The following is a 16,430-nucleotide window of genomic DNA, read 5'->3' on the forward strand; positions in this document are numbered from 1 at the left end:
GTCCAGCGGCAAGGGCCATGCCGGTTTCGTGCGGCGCGGGAGGAGATTCATCTTTCGGGCGTGCAATATGGCTGCAATCAGGCAACCTTGGCCGCGTCGGCGCATTACAAGGCCGACCCTCGTTTATCAACGGAAGGAAATCGACATGGGTGGAATGGGTTGGATCGCCTGGATCATTATCGGCATCATCGCCGGCTGGCTGGCGGAACAGATCATGGGCCGCAACCACGGCCTGCTGACGAACCTGATCGTGGGCATCATCGGCGCCCTGATCGGCGGCTTCGTCGCCAATGCGCTGGGCTTCGCCTGGGGCGGCTGGATCGGCTCGACCATCGTCGCCACCATCGGCGCGATCATCCTGCTGTTCATTCTGGGCCTCGTGAAGCGGCGCTAAGGCGAAGCTTCAGACAGCAAAAAGGGCGGCTCGAAAGAGCCGCCCTTTTCTTATGTCCGGTCAGTCGGGATTACGACTTGGCCTCGGGTTCCTCGACCGGCGTCATGGTTTCCGCCGTGGGTTCCGGAAGGGCTTCCGGTTCCGGCTTGGGCTCCTCGGTCACTTCACCCTCGCCCGGAAGCGGGGCTTCGGTCGAGGAGACGTTCGAGGACGTGTCGGCCACCGCAGGGGCCGCTTCGAACTCGGCCTCGGTCCAGGTCAGGACCACAGCGCCGTTGTCCAGGGTGGCGCCGTCGATGGGCGCTTCACGCAGCTGGCCGTCCTCGGCGCGAATCTGCAGGGTCTGCTGACCCGAGGCGTCCACGCCGGCGCCTTCAAGGATGCCCAGCGACGCGCCGTCCGACGCCTTCACTTCGGCGCCCGGAGCGACAGAGCCGCTCTGTTCAGCCGTGGCTTCGGCTTCAGCAGCCGGGGGCTGGGTCATGGGATCCGTGGCCGGATCCTGGGTCATGTCCTGGGCGAAGGCGGGGGCGGCGAACATCAGGGCGCCGGCGACTCCGGTCAGAAGAGCGGTCTTGCGGATCATGATGAAATCTCCTGTTTCGCGAGCCGGGAGGCGCTCGCATAAAAGTGAACACGGGGGATTTCGATTTGTTTCGCGTGCCCTGAAATGACCTTGGCCTCGCCCCATTCAGCAAACTCCCGATCTCTCACGCCAGAAAAGGAAATGCGCGGCTCGACAGGGCCCAAGGTCTTTCCGATGATCGACGATTATCGAACAAGGGTCGTGCTGGGTCATGGAAATCGTCAGCCTGAATCGCTGGGAGATACGCCTCTGTGACATTCTCACCCATGGGCAGGTGGTGGATTTCGGAGGTGAGGCGGCGGTTATTCGCGCCGCGGTTCTGAGGCGCCTCCTGCTGGGATTGCCGCTTACGGCGCGATGCAAGTCGCCTCGCAGGATACCGAATGCCGGCGTGGTTGTGCGAAACGCCGTCATTGATGGCCGCATAGATCTGGACAACGCCAGTTCAGATGGTGACGGCGCCCTGTGCGCTCTGGTGCTTGAGGATTGCGAGCTGCGCGGAGGTCTGACCGCGGCCCACGCTCACCTTGGACGGTTGTCCCTGGATCGTTCGACTTTCGTCCAGGGGGCAATGGACGAACCGACTATCAATCTGGCCGACTGCGCCTGCGCCAGTGATGTCAGCCTGCGGGACATACGGCCGCGACAGGACGAGGGTTTGTTGTGGATCAGGGCGAAGGGCGCCCGGATCGACGGCGATCTGGATTTTTGCGACGCGACGTTGCGGGCCGATCCACCGGCCCGGGACCGCAGAACCAGGGAACGCCGCCATGTGGCCATGGCCATGCAGGGAATCGAGATTACCGGTGAAATCCTGGGTCTGAACGCCCAGATTCACGGTGGTCTCGCCATGTTGAGCGCGCATGTTCAGGGCAGTGTCTGGCTTGGGGGGGCGTTCCTCAGGGCGTTCCCGGGCCAGAACGCCCTGGATATGCAGAACGCCGTTATCAATGGAAATCTGGACCTTGGAGCCCGCCCGGACTCCATGGCGGCTCCGGATCCAAGACGGTTCCGGTCGGAGGGTCAGGTCTGGCTAATGGCCTGCCGCGTCGACGGAATTCTCAACTTTGGCGGCGCCGACATTTCGGCTGTGTCGGGTGCGACGCCGGGCGATGACGCTCCCGCCGAAGCGCTCAACCTCGACATGATGACAGTGAGCAAGGACGTGTTCGCCCTTGCGCAAGACGGACCGACCCGAATTCGAGGCGGGCTTTCAGCACGCAACCTGCAGGTCGGCGGAAGCGCGACCCTGAGCCGGCTCAGGCTTGGATTTGAGGGCAAGGCGGAAAGCTCTCTGGACCTGAGGGGAGCCCGCATTGAGGGTGATCTGGAGGTCACGGCCGTCAGGCCCCCCGACGGCGAACAGAACCGACCCATGAGCGCCGAGCGGAGGCGCGAGAACGGCCCTTCGATAACCCTGTATATGACCGGCCTGCAGGCGGCCTCGATCTCGATGGCTCAGGTGGAAATCGGCCGAGTGAGCGCGGTGGGCATGGTCAGTCGCGGCAATTGCGACCTGGGTCTGACTGTGAAGAGCGACGCCGATTTCACCGGCTCCAAGATCGACGGCGCGCTGGACCTCAGCCATTTCATGTTCGCCGCAGGGGGGTCGGAGCAACTGCTGAAATTCAACGATGCGCACGTGGGCCGGGCGCTGAGGGTCGGTGGTGAATGGCGTCGAGAAGGGGAACCCAGCCGCGTCCGTCTCGTGGCGGCGCGGGAAAAGCGACTGGTTTGCTATCCGGGTTGGCGCTTCGTGGAAGGTCTCTGGCTTGGCCTGCCAGAGCTGGAGGAACGTGATGCCGCGCAGTCGGCGCATCTGATACATGATGATGGGAGCGTTCGGACCCTCACAGGCCAGTCCGAGGACTTTCACGTTCTCAACGACCAAGGTTCGCTTTCGCTCACTGACATCGCCGGCGCCGAAGAATACCTGCGCCTGTTCAGCGGCTCCATCCGTGGCGATGAAGGCGCCTTTCGCATCGTTGACGGCTGGTCGGATGTGCGCGCCGAACCCGAAGCTTTCGAGGGCAAGCCGGTCACGGACGCGGATTTCCGCATGACCCCCGGGAGCGACGGCGCCGCCTATGTCTTTGACGCCATGGTCGCCTACGGCAACGCCCTTTTCCGCGTGAAGCAGAAAGTCTCGCCCAAGGGCGCGGTCGAAATGCTCGAGGATACGCCTCTTGCCCAGTCAGAGACGATGTCATCGCCGCAGTTTCGGGGAAAGCTGATCATAGCGAAGGGGGGCGACTCCGGCGCGAAAACCTGGCCCCAGACACCGCTCCTGCCTGGAAGCCGGGAGATCGAAGAGAACCGGTTGAAGGCGCTGCAGGCCAAGCTGGAGCCTCAGATCACCGCTGTCAGCCTGTTCAGTGCTGAGGTCAATCTGGAGGACTTGTCATGCGAGACGCTGGAGGATGACGGCGGCGCCGCATGGGGCGAGGATGTGACGCTGAAGCTTGATCGTCTGACGTATCGCCACATGACGCGTAAGAACGCCGAGCTGGATCTGCCTCAACGGGCGCGCCCCCTGCTTCTGGCTTTGGATCGCCTTGGCGGCGCATGGCTGAAGACGAGGCTCGAAAAGGCCGGATTGGCGGACAACTGGCGAAGAGCCGTCGGCGAAATGCACACGGCCTGGGAACGGCGACGGGACTGGCTCTATCTGCAGTATCCGGGAGTCAATGTGGGCGTGGCTCCCCCTTTCAACGTCTATCACTCCCAACCCTTCGCCCAAGCGATCCGGGTGTTTCGCTTCATGGGAGACGAGGAAGCGGCCACGGAACTGGAAATCCTCAAGCATCGGATCGAAGCGCGGCATTTTGCCGATCGAACCCTGCCGTCTTTCGTGGGCGCCGGCCTGCTCCTGGGGGTCACGATCCTCGCGCTTCTGGTCTGGTCCGGTTGGGGGATTTGGGGCGGCCTTTTGATCGCCGCCGCCGCCGCCGCGACCCTTGGCGGCGCGGCCTATGCGGGCGACGCCCTTTACCGCTGGATGTTCGGTTATCTCAAGAAGCCGCTCAGGGCCCTGGGAACGATCATAGTCAGCTTCGGGGTCGGCTGGATGGGCGTTCACTCCGCCAACAGCAATGAACGCCTCGTTGTCGACGTGACGCCCGTCGCGTCGGTGCTCAGGCAGGACGCGAATACATTGATCGTGGCGTCTCCGGTGGTGGAGGAAGTCGCCAGGGCGAGCGTAGCGTGTGGCGATTCGATCAATGAGGCGCTCTACGCCGTCGATCTGTTTATTCCCCTGGTCGATCTGCGACAGGAAAGCCGCTGCGAGGTCGGCGTACCCGACAGGGGCGTATCGGACGATGTTGCTGGGACGGACCGCAGCAATCCCCTACGTTCGACGATTTTCTGGGATGCTATGAAAGCCGTCTATGCGGTGGCGGGCTGGCTTGTGATCTCGCTCAGCATTCTAACCTTCGCGCAAGTCGCTCGTCGGCGCGACGAGGAAACGGCCTGATCCGTCAGCCCAGCCGGACTCCCGCCCGGCTGGGCCGACTTGATCAGACAGCCGTCTGCAGATTAGAGCAGCGGGCGGCCGTCCTTACTGAAGGGTGGCCTCGAACTCGGCTCCGGTCATGAATCGTGACCACCGCGCCGCCTTGACGTCCGGCACAGCGGCGACGTCGTCCCGGATCAGTCCTCCTTGACGCGCTTCTTGCGGAAGGAGGGGTTCAGCACCTGCTTGCGCAGACGGATGGACTTGGGCGTCACCTCGACCAGCTCGTCGCTCTCGATATAGGCGATGGCCTGTTCCAGCGACGGACGGCGCGGCGGGGTCAGGCGCACGGCCTCGTCCTTGCCCGAGGCGCGCACGTTGGTGAGCTGCTTGCCCTTGATGGGGTTCACGTCCAGGTCGTCGGAGCGGCTGTTCTCGCCGATGATCATGCCCTGATAGGTCTTTTCGCCCGCGCCCACGAACATGACGCCGCGATCTTCCAGGTTCCACAGGGCGAAGGCGGCGGTGTCGCCGTCGGAGTTGGAGACCAGCACGCCCTTCTGGCGGCCTTCGATGGCGCCCTTGTGCGGTTCATAGTGGCTGAACACGCGGTTCAGCACGCCCGAGCCGCGGGTGTCGGTCAGGAACTCGCCCTGGTAGCCGATCAGCGCCCGCGACGGGCACATCAGCTGGATGCGGGTCTTGCCGGCGCCCGACGGGCCCATGTCCTTCAGCTCGGCCTTGCGGGTCGACAGCTTCTCGATGACCACGCCGGTGTACTCATCGTCGACGTCGATCATGACGTCCTCGATGGGCTCCAGCCGCTCGCCGTTCTCGCCGGTCTGATAGACCACGCGCGGACGGGAGATCGAAACCTCGAAGCCTTCGCGGCGCATGTTCTCGATCAGCACGCCCAGCTGCAGTTCGCCGCGGCCGGCGACTTCATAGGCGTCGGCGCCCGGGGTCTCGGTCACGCGGATGGCGACGTTGGCCTCGGCTTCCTTCAGCAGGCGGTCACGGATGACGCGGGACTGGACCTTGTCGCCTTCGCGGCCGGCCAGCGGGCTGTCGTTGACCGACACCGTCATGGAGATGGTGGGCGGGTCGATGGGCTGGGCCGGCAGGGCCTCGGTGACTTCCAGCGCGCACAGGGTGTCGGCCACGGTGGCCTTGGACATGCCGGCGATGGCGACGATGTCGCCCGCTTCCGATCCTTCGTCCAGGGCCTGGCGCTTCAGGCCGCGGAAGGCCAGCACCTTGGTGATGCGGCCCTGCTCGATCTGCTTGCCTTCACGGTCCAGCGCCTTGATGGCCATGCCCGGAACGGCCTTGCCGCTCTCGATCCGGCCGGTGAGGATGCGGCCCAGGAAGGGATCGGACTCGATCAGCACGTTCAGGATCTGGAACGGCTTGTCCTTGTTCGCCTGAACGGCGGGCGGCGGCACATGGTCGACGATCAGGTCGAACAGGGGGGCCAGGGTGTCCGACGGCTGGTTCAGGTCCAGCGTCGCCCAGCCGTTGCGGCCCGAGGCGTAGATGTGCGGGAAGTCCAATTGTTCGGGCGAGGCGCCGATGGCCTCGAACAGCTCGATGGTCTCCAGATGCACCCGGTCCGGATCGGCGTGGGCGCGGTCCACCTTGTTGATGCAGAGGATGGGGCGCAGGCCCATCTTCAGGGCCTTGGTCAGCACGAATTTGGTCTGGGGCATGACGCCCTCTTCAGCGTCCACCAGGATGACGCAGCCGTCGACCATGCCCAGGATGCGCTCGACCTCGCCGCCGAAGTCGGCGTGGCCGGGGGTGTCGATGATGTTGATGCGGGTCTCGCCGGACTTGCCGTTCCACAGCACCGAGGTGGCCTTGGCCAGGATGGTGATGCCGCGCTCTTTTTCCTGATCGTTGGAGTCCATGGCGCGCTCGGTCGTCGCCTCATTGGCTCGGAACACGCCGGACTGGGCCAGCAACTGGTCCACAAGGGTGGTTTTGCCGTGGTCGACGTGGGCGATGATGGCGACGTTGCGGAGGTTCATGGCGATGATTCAGACGTGTAAGGCGGGCGCACGGACCGGCTCGGTCCGTTCGGGCCGCTGGATTTGCGGATCGGGGAGGCGGGGGCCTCATATAGGAGGCGCGGGCAAAAGGCCAGCGGTGCTCAGCCGTACAGGTCGCCCAGATAGACCCTGCGCACGTCCGGATCGCTGATGATCTGGCCGGGCGTGCCCTCGAACAGCACCTCGCCGCCGTGAATGATCGAAGCCCGATCAATGATGTCGAGGGTCTCGCGCACATTGTGGTCGGTGATCAGCACGCCGATGCCCCGATCGGCCAGGTATCGGATCACCTGTCTGATGTCTGCGATGGCCAGAGGGTCGATGCCGGCGAAGGGCTCGTCCAGCAGCATGAAGCTGGGTTTGCCGGCCAGGGCCCGGGCGATCTCCACACGGCGCCGCTCGCCGCCGGAAAGCGCCGTCGCGGGCGCCTCGCGCAGGTGATCGATGTGCAACTCCTCAAGCAGGCGGCTGACCTCTTCGGAGATGGCGGTTTCGCCGGTCGTGTTCAGCTCGACCACGGCGCGGACGTTCTGCTCCACGGTCATGCCCCGGAAAATCGAGGCTTCCTGGGCCAGATAGCCCAGACCCATGCGGGCGCGCTGGTACATGGGCTGACGGGTGATGTCCTCGCCATCCAGCCAGATGGCGCCGGAATCCGCCGTGATCAGGCCGGTGATCATGTAGAAGCAGGTGGTCTTGCCGGCGCCGTTGGGCCCCAGCAATCCAGCCACCTCGCCGCGATTCACGTGCAGGGACACGCCGCGGACCACCTGACGCTTGCCGAAGGCGCGGGCCAGGTTCTCGACCCGCAGGCCCTTCTGCACCGACTCGGCGGCGGGAGCGCCTGCGGGCGAAGGCGCGGCGACCGCGCGGGCGCGGGTCGGCCGGGGCGGTCGGTTCAGAGCGGACAGTTCCTTGCGGGCCAACGGCGGACTCAGTTCCGGTCGGGGTAGAAGACGCCCCGGACCCGGCGTCCGGCGTCTCCAGACGGGGCGCCTTCCATGCGCGCCTGCCCCGATCCGATGTTGATGCTGAGGCTGGCGCCGGTCATGACGTTTTCGCCCTGGCGCAAGATGACGTCCCCGGTGACGACCAGGGTGTCGCTGGCGGCGGTGTAGACAGCGCGATCACCGCGGACCACCTGCTCCGGCGTCACGAAATAGACGTCGCCGATCGCCTCGATGCGATCCAGGCCGCTTCCCATGCTCGTCACCGCGGAGTTCTGGTCGCCGGAGCGGCCGTAATACAGATCGAAGCGCTGGGCGCGCAGACGATTCTCGCCCTGCATGGCTTCCGCCCGGCCGACGTAGCTGATCAGGCCGCGCCCTTCATCGAACTCCACATCGTCCGAGTTGATCATGAAGGGCTCGCTGCTGCGCGAAATCTGGGCCCAGCCGGCGGAGGCCAGTGCGCTCGCAGCCAGTACCGCCGCTGTCAGTGCGATTGTCATGCGACGCATGATCGTAATCCCTTATCCGGCTCGGCCGGGGTTGATCGTGGTTCGGACCTTATCATCGCCCGAGCCGCTGAACACGACACGGCCGCCCTGATCATAGATGGCATAGGACGCCGCGTTGATGGTTCCAAGGGCTCCGACGCCCTCGATGCCCTTGTCGCCGGTGATGATTCCGGTGCGGGTGTCCACGACGGCCTCGGGGGTGACGAACCGGAAGCCCGCGCCGCCGTCCTCGATGATCACCTGCTCGCGCAGGATCAAGGTCCGGGACGGCTCGTCATACAAGCCGTGTCCTGCGGACAGTTCGCTCGTGTCGCCCGTCTCCAGGATCAGCCGCATGACCGGCGCATCCAGTCGGAACATGCCGGTGTCAGGGTCGCGAACCGCCTGTTCGGCCCCGATGATGAAGGAGCGGCCCTGTTCGTCCTGGCCGTGGAACATGGGGTTCGACAGCCGGACCTCCCGCGACTCCACGCGGCTTCTTTCAACCCCGGCGATAATGGACCGCGTCCCGACCCAGAGGACCGCGCCCCCCGCCAGAACGACGATGATGATGGGCAGCACCCGGCGCAGCAGCATGACCCGCCGCGACCGCGCCCGCCAACGCCGGCCCGCCAGCGCGACACGGCGCTCGTCCGCCGCCTTGAGCTCATCGCTGGAGGTCGGTTCTGTCATGCTCAGGTGTGGGCGAAGATGTCGGTGTCTTCCCAGCCTTCCAGATCCAGTCGGGCGCGAACGGGCAGGAAGTCGAAACAGGCCTGGGCCAGGTCGGTGCGCCCCTCGCGCGCCAGCATGACGTTCAATCGCTCGCGCACCACATGCAGGTGCAGCACGTCAGAGGCGGCATAGGCCAGTTGTTCGGGGCTGAGGACATCCGCGCCCCAGTCGGAGGACTGCTGGGCCTTGGACAGGTCCACGCCCGCCAGTTCGCGCACCACGTCCTTCAGGCCGTGCCTGTCGGTGTAGGTGCGGGCCAGCTTGGAGGCGATCTTGGTGCAATAGACCGGCCGCGTCTCGACCTCCAGATGGTTCTCGAACATGGCGATGTCGAAGCGGCCGAAGTGGAACACTTTCAGCACGTTCCGGTCCGCCAGCACCCGCTTCAGGTTTGGGCAATCATAGGCGGGACGGGTGAGCCGCACCACGTGGGCGTCGCCGTCGCCGGCCGACAGTTGCACCACGCACAGATCGTCGCGGTTGTGACGCAGGCCCATTGTTTCTGAATCCACGGCCACCACCGGACCCAGGTCCAGATCGCCGGGCAGGTCGCCTTCGTGAAAGTGAACAGTCATGAGGGCCTCGCGCAGAACCGGGGGAGCTGATTCCGGATCATCATAGACGAACGGCGCCGCGTCCCAAGACACGGCGCCGCCGAAAATATGGTGCCCAGGAGAGGACTCGAACCTCCACGACCTTTCGATCACTGGCACCTGAAGCCAGCGCGTCTACCAATTCCGCCACCTGGGCCCGAAGGTTTCCCCTCGGAAGGCGCGGACCCTTAAGGCAGCCGAAACGCGCGGTCAATGGCGCTTTCGATCATATTGCGCAGAACGGGCCGCGCGCGCGTTGCGGGGGCCGGTGGCTTGGTCTATCCCCGGCGCGCCGGACGCGTTTCAAGACCCGGCCCAGAGTGTCGGCCCGGAGCATTCCCATGACCACATCGTCCAGACTCGTCACCGTCTTCGGCGGTTCGGGATTCATCGGCGGCCAGGCCGTGCGCGAACTGGCGCGGCTGGGCTGGCGCATCCGCGTGGCCGTCCGCAAGCCGAACACGGCCCATGACCTGCGCCCGCTGGGCGACGTGGGCCAGATCCAGCTGATGCGCTGCGACGTGACCCGGCAGGCGGATGTGGAGGCGGCCCTGCGCGGCGCCGACGCCGTGGTCAATCTGGTGGGCACCTTCAACACCCGCCGGTTCCAGGCCATGCATGTGGACGCCGCCCGCTACATCGCCGAGGGCTGCAAGGCCAACGGCATCACGCGGCTGGTGCAGGTGTCGGCCAACGGCGCAGATGCGAACTCGCCCGCAGCCTACGCCCGCTCCAAGGCCGAGGCCGAGGCGGTCATGCGTGAACATGTGCCCGGCGCGGTGATTCTGCGCCCGTCGGTGGTGTTCGGGGCCGAGGACGATTTCCTGAACCGGTTCGCGGCCATGGCCTCCATGTCGCCGGCCCTGCCCCTGATCGGCGGCGGCGAGACGCGGTTCCAGCCGGTCTATGTGGGCGACGTGGCCCAAGCCATCGCCCGCGCCGTCAACACACCGGGCATGGAGGGCCAGACCTTCACCCTGGGCGGCCCCGCCATCTACACCTTCAAACAGATTCTTGAGCTGATCCTGCGCGAGACCTATCGCGAGCGGGTTCTGGTCCCGGTGCCGTTCTTCGCGGCCCGGCCGCTTGGAAGCGTCCTGCAGTTGGCCGAGCTGTTCGGCCTGCCCGCGCCCCTGACGCGGGATCAGGTGCTGATGCTGGAGACCGACAATGTGGTCCCTGAGGGCGCGCCCGGCCTCGCCGAGATGGGCGTCACGGCCACGGGGCTGGAAGCGGTGGCCCCGTCCTATCTGTGGCTCTACCGCCGGGGCGGCCAGTTCGCGGAACCGGCCGCCTCCTAAAACGCCCCGGTCAGCCAGAGACCGGCGAGTCCGGCTGTCCCCACCACGATCCGCCACCAGGCGAATACGCCGAAACCGTGCCGCGTGACGAAGGCCAGCACCGCCTTGACGGTCAGGAAGGCGGTCACTGTGGCGGCGATGAAGCCTACGGCGATCAGGCCGAAGTCCGAGAAGTCCAGCACGGCGCGGTTCTGGAACAGGTCATAGGCTACCGCCGCCCCCATGGTGGGCAGGGCCAGGAAGAACGAGAACTCCGCCGCTGACCGCTTGTCCGCGCCCAGCAGCAGCCCGCCGGCGATGGTGGCGCCCGAGCGGGACACGCCTGGGATCATGGCCAGGCACTGCACCACGCCGATGATCAGATACATGCGGAAGGGATATTTCGCCGCGTCCAGATGCACCGGCGTCATGGGTCTGCGGTCCAGCCACAGCAGGACGAATCCGCCCAGAATCAGCGAGACGCAGATGATGACGGGCGTTTCGAACAGCACCGTCTTGATGATGTCGTACATGAACACGCCGATCACCATGGCCGGCAGGAACGCCAGCAACAGGCCGATCAGGAAGTGGCGCGCCTGGGGGTCATGGGGCCACTGGGTGGCCAGCTGGAACAGGCGGCGCAGATAGACGGTGATGACGGCCAGAAGGGCGCCCAGCTGGATCACCACCTCGAAGGTCTTGCCGGTGCTCTCGAACCCCAGGAAGTGGCCCAGCAGCAGCAGATGGCCGGTGGACGACACGGGGATGAACTCGGTCAGGCCCTCGACGATCCCGAGCAGCAGCGCAATCAGCCAGTCGCCCATGCGGCGAACCCCCGTTGAGTGTCAGATGGGCCCGGCGCTCGTCAGTGCGCGCCCGGTTCGACGCCCACATAGCGCAGGCGCGCCCGGATGGGCGCCCCTTCCAGCAACTGATCCAGCGCATGGGCCAGAAGCCCCGCCGTCCGGCCGATGGCGAACAGGTCGAAGGCGCCGTCCCGGGGCAGGTTGAACCGCCGCACGATCAGGGCAAGGGCCAGGTCGAACGAGGGCTTCATCCCCGTGGCCCGCTCGCCCGCTTCCACCAGGGCGGCCAGATCGCGCGGCAGGTCGGCGGCGGCCAGAAGGGCGGCGGCGCGCGGGTCGCCGTCAGGGTAAAGCTCATGGCCGAAGCCGGGCAGGCGGCCGTCCTGATCCATGCGGCGGCGCACGGCTTCGGCCGGATCGCGCCGGGCGTCCAGCACCAGGGCGTTGGCGGCCGACAGCTGGCGGCTGACGTCCGGGCCGGTGAGGGCGGCCAGGCCCGCCATGGCCGCCGCCGCCGGGCTGGCGCCGGTGCCTGCCACGGCCCGGGCGGCCAGAACCGCGCCGTTCAGCTCGTGGTCGGCGGCAAGGACCAGGGCCCGGCGCAGGATGCCGGAGTCCATCTCGGGAATCTTCCAGGCCCGGGCCAGTCGCTGATGCAGATGCAGGCGCGGGCCCATGCCCACGATGGCGTCCACCATCTCGCTCAGCACCCCGGCGCATTCGATGGTCAGGTCGCGCGCCGACCGGTCTGCGGCGGCCGGATCTTCCTCAACGCGCCGGGCGATGAACTGCAGCAGCCGCGAGCGGGACGGCCCGGCGTAAGCCACGTCGATGCGCGGCTTCAACGGCGCGAAGGGATTGGCGTCCCGCGCGTTCCACAGCACCCGGGCCGCGTCTTCCAGCGTGGCGTGCTCGGCCAGCTGGACGGCGTCGCGGCCGCGATAGAACAGGCGGCCGCCGATGATGGCGGTGACCGAGGACTGCACCGTGGCCTCGCCGCGCACCGGCGAGCCGCCGATCACGGCCGGGGCGGCGGGGGCGGGGGTTCCGTCGCAAAGCCGCGCCACGTCGTCGGCGGCGTAGAGGCTGCGTCTGGGGTTCTCGGGGTCGGGGCGGGCGGTGATCCGTCCACGGCTGACATAGGCGTAGAGCGTCTGGGTTTTCACCCCCAGGCGGTCCAGGGCCTCGTTGCGGCCGATCCAGTGTCGCTGGGCGGTCTCCATGACGGCTCCCTTGTCCTGCGATCTTCGTGCGGTTGATCCACCTACGACGATCAACATTGACAAACTGTTCCCCGGAAGGGGCGATTTGATGACGGTTGAGGCAATTTTCGACCTCGCGGTGCGTCTGGTTGCGTCTGACCCCGCTGTTGCGCCACAAGACCCCGATGACCGAAACCGCCACGCCTCCGGACGCCCACGCCGCGAACCGCCGCATCACGACCCTGTCGGTGGGCGTCGCGGTGTTCCTGATCGCCATCAAGGCCTTCGCCCTGGGCGCGTCGGGGTCGGTGTCGATTCTGGCGTCGCTGGCGGATTCGGCGCTGGACCTGATCGCGTCGCTGGCGGTGTTTTTCGCCGTGCGCTGGGCCGCGATCCCTCCGGACCACGAGCACCGCTACGGCCACGGCAAGGCCGAGGCGCTGGCGTTTCTGGTCCAGGCCGGTCTGGTGTTCGCCTCGGCGGTCTTCATCGCCTGGGAGTCCATCCAGCGCATGATCGACCCGCGACCGATCACGGCGGGCGGCTGGGCCGTGGCGGTGATGGTGACGTCCATCGTGGTCACTCTGGGGCTGGTGTGGCTGCAGAGCCGGGCCATCCGCGCCACGGGCTCGTTGGCGGTGCGGGGCGACCGGGCCCACTACGCCGCCGACCTGGGCGCCAATATCGTGGTCCTGATCGGGGCGGCGTCCGGCGCCTTCCTCGGCGCCGCCGGGCTGGACGCGGCGGCCGGGCTGGTGGTGGCCGTCTGGTTGTTCTGGGGCGCCCTGGGCATGCTCAAGGGGGCGGCCGATCATCTGATGGACAAGGGCGTGGACGACGAGACCCGCGCCCGCATCGTCGCCGCCGTTCTCGCCGATCCGCGCATCGGCGGGGTGCACCAGCTGCGCACCCGCATGGCCGGGCCGGTGCTGATGATGCAGATGCACGTGGATCTTGAGCCGGACCAGACGCTGGAAGCCGCCCACGGCGTGGTGGTGGAGGCGGAAAGCCGCATCCTGAAGGCCTTCCCCGGCGCCGACATCCTGATCCATCCCGACCCGCGCGGCCGCACGCGGCCCCACGGCGGCGTGACGGGCGACACCGGCGCCTCCACCGGCGTCCCGGTGACGGAGTAAACGCGGGATTAAGGACGACGGGCGCATGGGTTCGAGCATGTCTTCGCCCGTCGCCGCCCTGTTGCATTATCCGTTCGATCCGGCCTCCCGTGCCGCGCGCCTGGCGCTGGGCGAGGCGCGGGTCGAGTTCAGCGAAAGCCCGGTCAAGCCGTGGGAGCCGGACTGCATCCTGAACCAGGTCAATCCCACCGGCATGCCCCCGGTGGTGCGCACCCTGCTGGACGGGCGAACCCTGACCCTGTGCGAGCTGGGCGCCATCCTCGGCTGGATCGAGGACAGCGCGCGCGGCCCCCTGCTGATGCCCGTGGACCCCGTGGAGCGGGCCGAGACCCGGCGCCTGACAGGCTGGTTCGAGCGCCGCTTCAATGACGAGGTCAACGCCGTGCTGCTGCACGAACGGCTGGAGAAGGCGATTCTCAAGCTGGGCCCGCCGGACGCGCGCGGCCTGCGTCAGGGGCGCGAGGCCCTGCGCCACCATCTGGCGGAGCTGGAAGAGCTTCTCCAGGGCCGCGACTGGCTGGCCGGACGGCGCATGACCCAGGCCGATCTGATTGCAGCGGCTCATCTGTCGGTCATGGATTATTTCGGTGAGATGCCCTGGCCGTCGTTCCCGGCGCTGAAGGCCTGGTACGCCCCCATCAAGTCGCGGCCGTCGTTCCGCCCGCTGCTGACCGACCGCTTCCCGGGCGTGGCGCCGCCGGTGCATTACGCCGATCTGGATTTCTAGCTTTCCGCCGCTGCGCGCGCTATCGCGCCCTATGGCCAGGGACCCCCGAGACGAGATCCGCCGCCGTGCGACGGACCTGGGCTTCGACGTCTGCCGCTTCGCCTCGGCGGCCGAGCCCTGGAGCGCGGGCGAACGGCTGGCCCATTTCGTGGATCAGGGCCGCCACGGCGAGATGGGCTGGATGGAAACGACGCTGGCGCGCCGCGCCCACCCCACCGCCATGTGGCAGGACGCCCGCACCGCCATCGTCCTGGGCCTCAATTACGGTCCCGAGCACGATCCGCTGCCCGAGATGGAAGACCGCTCGGCCGGCTATATCTCGGTCTATGCCCGGGGCGACGACTATCACGAGCTCATAAAGGGCCGGCTGAAGCAACTGGCCGGGATCGTGGCCGCCCGCTCCGGCGAGGACGTGAAGGTGTTTGTGGACACCGCGCCGCTTATGGAAAAGCCGCTGGCCCAGCGCGCGGGTCTGGGCTGGCAGGGCAAGCACACCAATCTGCTCAGCCGCACCCACGGCAACTGGCTGTTTCTGGGCGTCATCCTGTCGGCGGCGGACTATGAGCCCGACCCTGCCGAGGACGAGCACTGCGGCTCATGCCGGGCGTGTCTGGACGCCTGTCCCACGAGCGCCTTTCCGGCCCCGTTCCAACTGGATGCGCGACGCTGCCTGTCCTACCTGACCATCGAGTTCGCCGGGCCGTGGCCTGAGGAATTTCGCGTGGCGACCGGCAGCCGCATCTACGGCTGCGACGACTGTCTGGCGGTCTGTCCGTGGAACAAGTTCGCACGAGGCGCGCACGAGGCGCGGCTCCACGCCCGCGACAGCTTGACCGCGCCACACCTCGCCGATCTGGCGGCGCTGGACGACGCGGCCTTCCGCGCCCTGTTCACCAAGAGCCCGGTAAAGCGCATCGGCCGCGATCGATTCGTCCGCAACGTTCTGTACGCCATCGGCAACAGCGGCGATCCTGCCCTGATCCCGTCGGCTGAACGCTTGCTGGAGGATCCGGCCCCGGTGGTGCGCGACGCCGCCGGTTGGGCGCTGGGCCGACTGAGGGCCGCCTAAAGCTGGTCCATGTTGTTCTCGTGATCCACCGCCTCGCGCTTTAACCAGTCGGTGAAGGCGACGGCGCTGGGCGAGGCCGGGCGGTCGCGCGGGGTGACGATGTGATAGGCGAAGCCCACCGTCTGGCTGCCGTCCGGGAAGGGCGCCATCAGCCGGCCCGCGCTCAGGTCCGCCTGGGCCAGGGTGCGCTTGGCCAGGGCCACGCCGCGCCCCGCCACCGCCGCCTCGATCAGCAGGCTGGACTGCGAGAAGCGCGATCCCCGGCGCGGGTCGGGATGGCGCACCTTGCGCGCCTTCAACCACATGGCCCAGTCCGGTCGCCCCGGATCGGCGTCCGAGGACACGTCGTGCAGCAGGCCATGGTGGATCAGGTCGGCAGGTTTCCTGATGGGCTTGTCGCCGTTCATCAGGCCGGGCGCGCAGACCGGTAGCACCTGTTCGGTCATCAGCAGGTCCACATGGGCGTTGGCGTAGCCGCCGGGACCATAGCGCACCGCCACGTCCACCGTGCCGTCCGACAGGTCCGCCGGCTCCATGTCGGCGGAAATCCACACCTCCACCTCGGGATGCTCGGCGTGGAACCGGTCCATGCGCGGCATCAACCATTTGGCGGCGAAGGACGGGGCCACGCTGACGCTGATCTGCTTCTTGCGGGGCGGCTCGCGCAGCAGGGCCGAGGCGTCCATCAACCGCTCCATGCCCTCGCGCAGCAGCGGGATGGAGGCGCGGCCCAGATCGGTCAGGGCCAGCCCCTTGGGCTCGCGCTTGAACAGGGGCGCCCCGACGATGTCCTCCAGCAGGCGGATCTGCTGGCTGACGGCCCCGGGCGTCACCGACAGCTCATCGGCGGCGCGGCTGAAGTTCAGGTGCCGGGCGGACGCTTCGAAGGCGCGCAGGGCGTTCAGGGGCAACAAGGGTCTGGCCATGCACCGTCATTAGATTTCCTAACAGGAAGCGCA

At 67.1% G+C, this 16,430-nt stretch carries 15 protein-coding genes and 1 tRNA gene; 6 read left to right on the forward strand and 10 right to left on the reverse strand.

Features of this window, described 5'->3' with window-relative positions:
- Window positions 1–145: 145 nt before the first annotated feature.
- Window positions 146–394, forward strand: a complete 249-nt coding sequence (locus tag ACI8U3_RS00835) for a GlsB/YeaQ/YmgE family stress response membrane protein (RefSeq protein WP_409748429.1) — start codon at window positions 146–148, stop codon at window positions 392–394.
- Window positions 395–464: 70 nt separating this feature from the next.
- Here the strand turns inward: ACI8U3_RS00835 and ACI8U3_RS00840 are convergent, their stop codons facing one another.
- Window positions 465–980: a superoxide dismutase gene (locus ACI8U3_RS00840; RefSeq protein ID WP_415012969.1), complete on the reverse strand. Its 516-nt coding sequence runs from the start codon at window positions 978–980 to the stop codon at window positions 465–467.
- Window positions 981–1,191: 211 nt separating this feature from the next.
- Here ACI8U3_RS00840 and ACI8U3_RS00845 point away from each other — a divergent pair, with 211 nt between their 5' ends.
- Complete coding sequence (locus ACI8U3_RS00845; protein ID WP_415012970.1) at window positions 1,192–4,455, forward strand: hypothetical protein; 3,264 nt, start codon at window positions 1,192–1,194, stop codon at window positions 4,453–4,455.
- Between the two features lie 176 nt (window positions 4,456–4,631).
- On the opposite strand, the gene typA is transcribed toward ACI8U3_RS00845, so the two are convergent.
- From typA to ACI8U3_RS00875, 6 genes are all read right to left on the reverse strand, one after another.
- On the reverse strand, window positions 4,632–6,464 hold the full coding sequence (gene typA, locus ACI8U3_RS00850; protein ID WP_415012971.1) for a translational GTPase TypA: 1,833 nt from the start codon (window positions 6,462–6,464) through the stop codon (window positions 4,632–4,634).
- A 122-nt stretch (window positions 6,465–6,586) separates the two neighbouring features.
- A complete protein-coding gene (gene lptB / locus ACI8U3_RS00855) occupies window positions 6,587–7,309 on the reverse strand; it encodes an LPS export ABC transporter ATP-binding protein (RefSeq protein ID WP_415013175.1) in 723 nt (240 codons plus the stop codon).
- 110 nt (window positions 7,310–7,419) lie between these two features.
- A complete protein-coding gene (locus tag ACI8U3_RS00860) occupies window positions 7,420–7,944 on the reverse strand; it encodes an LptA/OstA family protein (RefSeq protein WP_415012972.1) in 525 nt (174 codons plus the stop codon).
- Window positions 7,945–7,956: 12 nt separating this feature from the next.
- Window positions 7,957–8,616 (reverse strand): LPS export ABC transporter periplasmic protein LptC, encoded by a 660-nt coding sequence (gene lptC, locus ACI8U3_RS00865; RefSeq protein ID WP_415012973.1) that lies wholly within the window; start codon window positions 8,614–8,616, stop codon window positions 7,957–7,959.
- 2 nt (window positions 8,617–8,618) lie between these two features.
- Complete coding sequence (locus ACI8U3_RS00870; RefSeq protein ID WP_415012974.1) at window positions 8,619–9,233, reverse strand: ribonuclease D; 615 nt, start codon at window positions 9,231–9,233, stop codon at window positions 8,619–8,621.
- A gap of 88 nt (window positions 9,234–9,321) precedes the next feature.
- Window positions 9,322–9,408, reverse strand: a tRNA-Leu gene (locus ACI8U3_RS00875).
- 184 nt (window positions 9,409–9,592) lie between these two features.
- Between ACI8U3_RS00875 and ACI8U3_RS00880 the strand changes: the two genes are divergently transcribed.
- Complete coding sequence (locus ACI8U3_RS00880) at window positions 9,593–10,552, forward strand: complex I NDUFA9 subunit family protein (protein ID WP_415012975.1); 960 nt, start codon at window positions 9,593–9,595, stop codon at window positions 10,550–10,552.
- On the opposite strand, the gene ACI8U3_RS00885 is transcribed toward ACI8U3_RS00880, so the two are convergent.
- Together ACI8U3_RS00885 and ACI8U3_RS00890 are read right to left on the reverse strand one after the other, a co-directional pair.
- On the reverse strand, window positions 10,549–11,355 hold the full coding sequence (locus ACI8U3_RS00885; RefSeq protein WP_415012976.1) for an undecaprenyl-diphosphate phosphatase: 807 nt from the start codon (window positions 11,353–11,355) through the stop codon (window positions 10,549–10,551). The two genes, ACI8U3_RS00880 and ACI8U3_RS00885, sit on opposite strands and share 4 nt — an antisense overlap.
- Before the next feature lie 41 nt (window positions 11,356–11,396).
- Window positions 11,397–12,560: a citrate/2-methylcitrate synthase gene (locus ACI8U3_RS00890; protein WP_415012977.1), complete on the reverse strand. Its 1,164-nt coding sequence runs from the start codon at window positions 12,558–12,560 to the stop codon at window positions 11,397–11,399.
- 164 nt (window positions 12,561–12,724) lie between these two features.
- Between ACI8U3_RS00890 and ACI8U3_RS00895 the strand changes: the two genes are divergently transcribed.
- From ACI8U3_RS00895 to queG, 3 genes are read left to right on the forward strand one after another with little or no spacing between them, the layout of a single operon-like run.
- Window positions 12,725–13,675 (forward strand): cation diffusion facilitator family transporter, encoded by a 951-nt coding sequence (locus ACI8U3_RS00895; RefSeq protein ID WP_415013176.1) that lies wholly within the window; start codon window positions 12,725–12,727, stop codon window positions 13,673–13,675.
- A 37-nt stretch (window positions 13,676–13,712) separates the two neighbouring features.
- Complete coding sequence (locus tag ACI8U3_RS00900) at window positions 13,713–14,402, forward strand: glutathione S-transferase family protein (protein ID WP_415012978.1); 690 nt, start codon at window positions 13,713–13,715, stop codon at window positions 14,400–14,402.
- A gap of 31 nt (window positions 14,403–14,433) precedes the next feature.
- Window positions 14,434–15,471 carry a tRNA epoxyqueuosine(34) reductase QueG gene (gene queG, locus ACI8U3_RS00905; RefSeq protein WP_415012979.1) on the forward strand — a complete coding sequence of 346 codons (1,038 nt, stop codon included), beginning with the start codon at window positions 14,434–14,436 and terminating at the stop codon, window positions 15,469–15,471.
- Here queG and gcvA read toward each other — a convergent pair.
- Window positions 15,468–16,397, reverse strand: coding sequence for a transcriptional regulator GcvA (gene gcvA, locus ACI8U3_RS00910; protein ID WP_415012980.1), 930 nt, complete (start codon window positions 16,395–16,397; stop codon window positions 15,468–15,470). The two genes, queG and gcvA, sit on opposite strands and share 4 nt — an antisense overlap.
- Between the last annotated feature and the right edge of the window lie 33 nt (window positions 16,398–16,430).

Origin of the sequence: Brevundimonas sp. (genome assembly GCF_047617075.1) — a bacterium.
Lineage (GTDB): Bacteria > Pseudomonadota > Alphaproteobacteria > Caulobacterales > Caulobacteraceae > Brevundimonas.

Bases quoted from the DNA above. Each gene is read 5' to 3' on its own strand.
- ACI8U3_RS00835 (WP_409748429.1), top strand. From the start codon at position 146: ATGGGTGGAATGGGTTGGATCGCCTGGATCATTATCGGCATCATCGCC.
- ACI8U3_RS00840 (WP_415012969.1), bottom strand. From the start codon at position 980: ATGATCCGCAAGACCGCTCTTCTGACCGGAGTCGCCGGCGCCCTGATG.
- ACI8U3_RS00845 (WP_415012970.1), top strand. From the start codon at position 1,192: ATGGAAATCGTCAGCCTGAATCGCTGGGAGATACGCCTCTGTGACATT.
- typA (WP_415012971.1), bottom strand. From the start codon at position 6,464: ATGAACCTCCGCAACGTCGCCATCATCGCCCACGTCGACCACGGCAAA.
- ACI8U3_RS00860 (WP_415012972.1), bottom strand. From the start codon at position 7,944: ATGCGTCGCATGACAATCGCACTGACAGCGGCGGTACTGGCTGCGAGC.
- lptC (WP_415012973.1), bottom strand. From the start codon at position 8,616: ATGACAGAACCGACCTCCAGCGATGAGCTCAAGGCGGCGGACGAGCGC.
- ACI8U3_RS00870 (WP_415012974.1), bottom strand. From the start codon at position 9,233: ATGACTGTTCACTTTCACGAAGGCGACCTGCCCGGCGATCTGGACCTG.
- ACI8U3_RS00880 (WP_415012975.1), top strand. From the start codon at position 9,593: ATGACCACATCGTCCAGACTCGTCACCGTCTTCGGCGGTTCGGGATTC.
- ACI8U3_RS00885 (WP_415012976.1), bottom strand. From the start codon at position 11,355: ATGGGCGACTGGCTGATTGCGCTGCTGCTCGGGATCGTCGAGGGCCTG.
- ACI8U3_RS00890 (WP_415012977.1), bottom strand. From the start codon at position 12,560: ATGGAGACCGCCCAGCGACACTGGATCGGCCGCAACGAGGCCCTGGAC.
- ACI8U3_RS00895 (WP_415013176.1), top strand. From the start codon at position 12,725: ATGACCGAAACCGCCACGCCTCCGGACGCCCACGCCGCGAACCGCCGC.
- ACI8U3_RS00900 (WP_415012978.1), top strand. From the start codon at position 13,713: ATGTCTTCGCCCGTCGCCGCCCTGTTGCATTATCCGTTCGATCCGGCC.
- queG (WP_415012979.1), top strand. From the start codon at position 14,434: ATGGCCAGGGACCCCCGAGACGAGATCCGCCGCCGTGCGACGGACCTG.
- gcvA (WP_415012980.1), bottom strand. From the start codon at position 16,397: ATGGCCAGACCCTTGTTGCCCCTGAACGCCCTGCGCGCCTTCGAAGCG.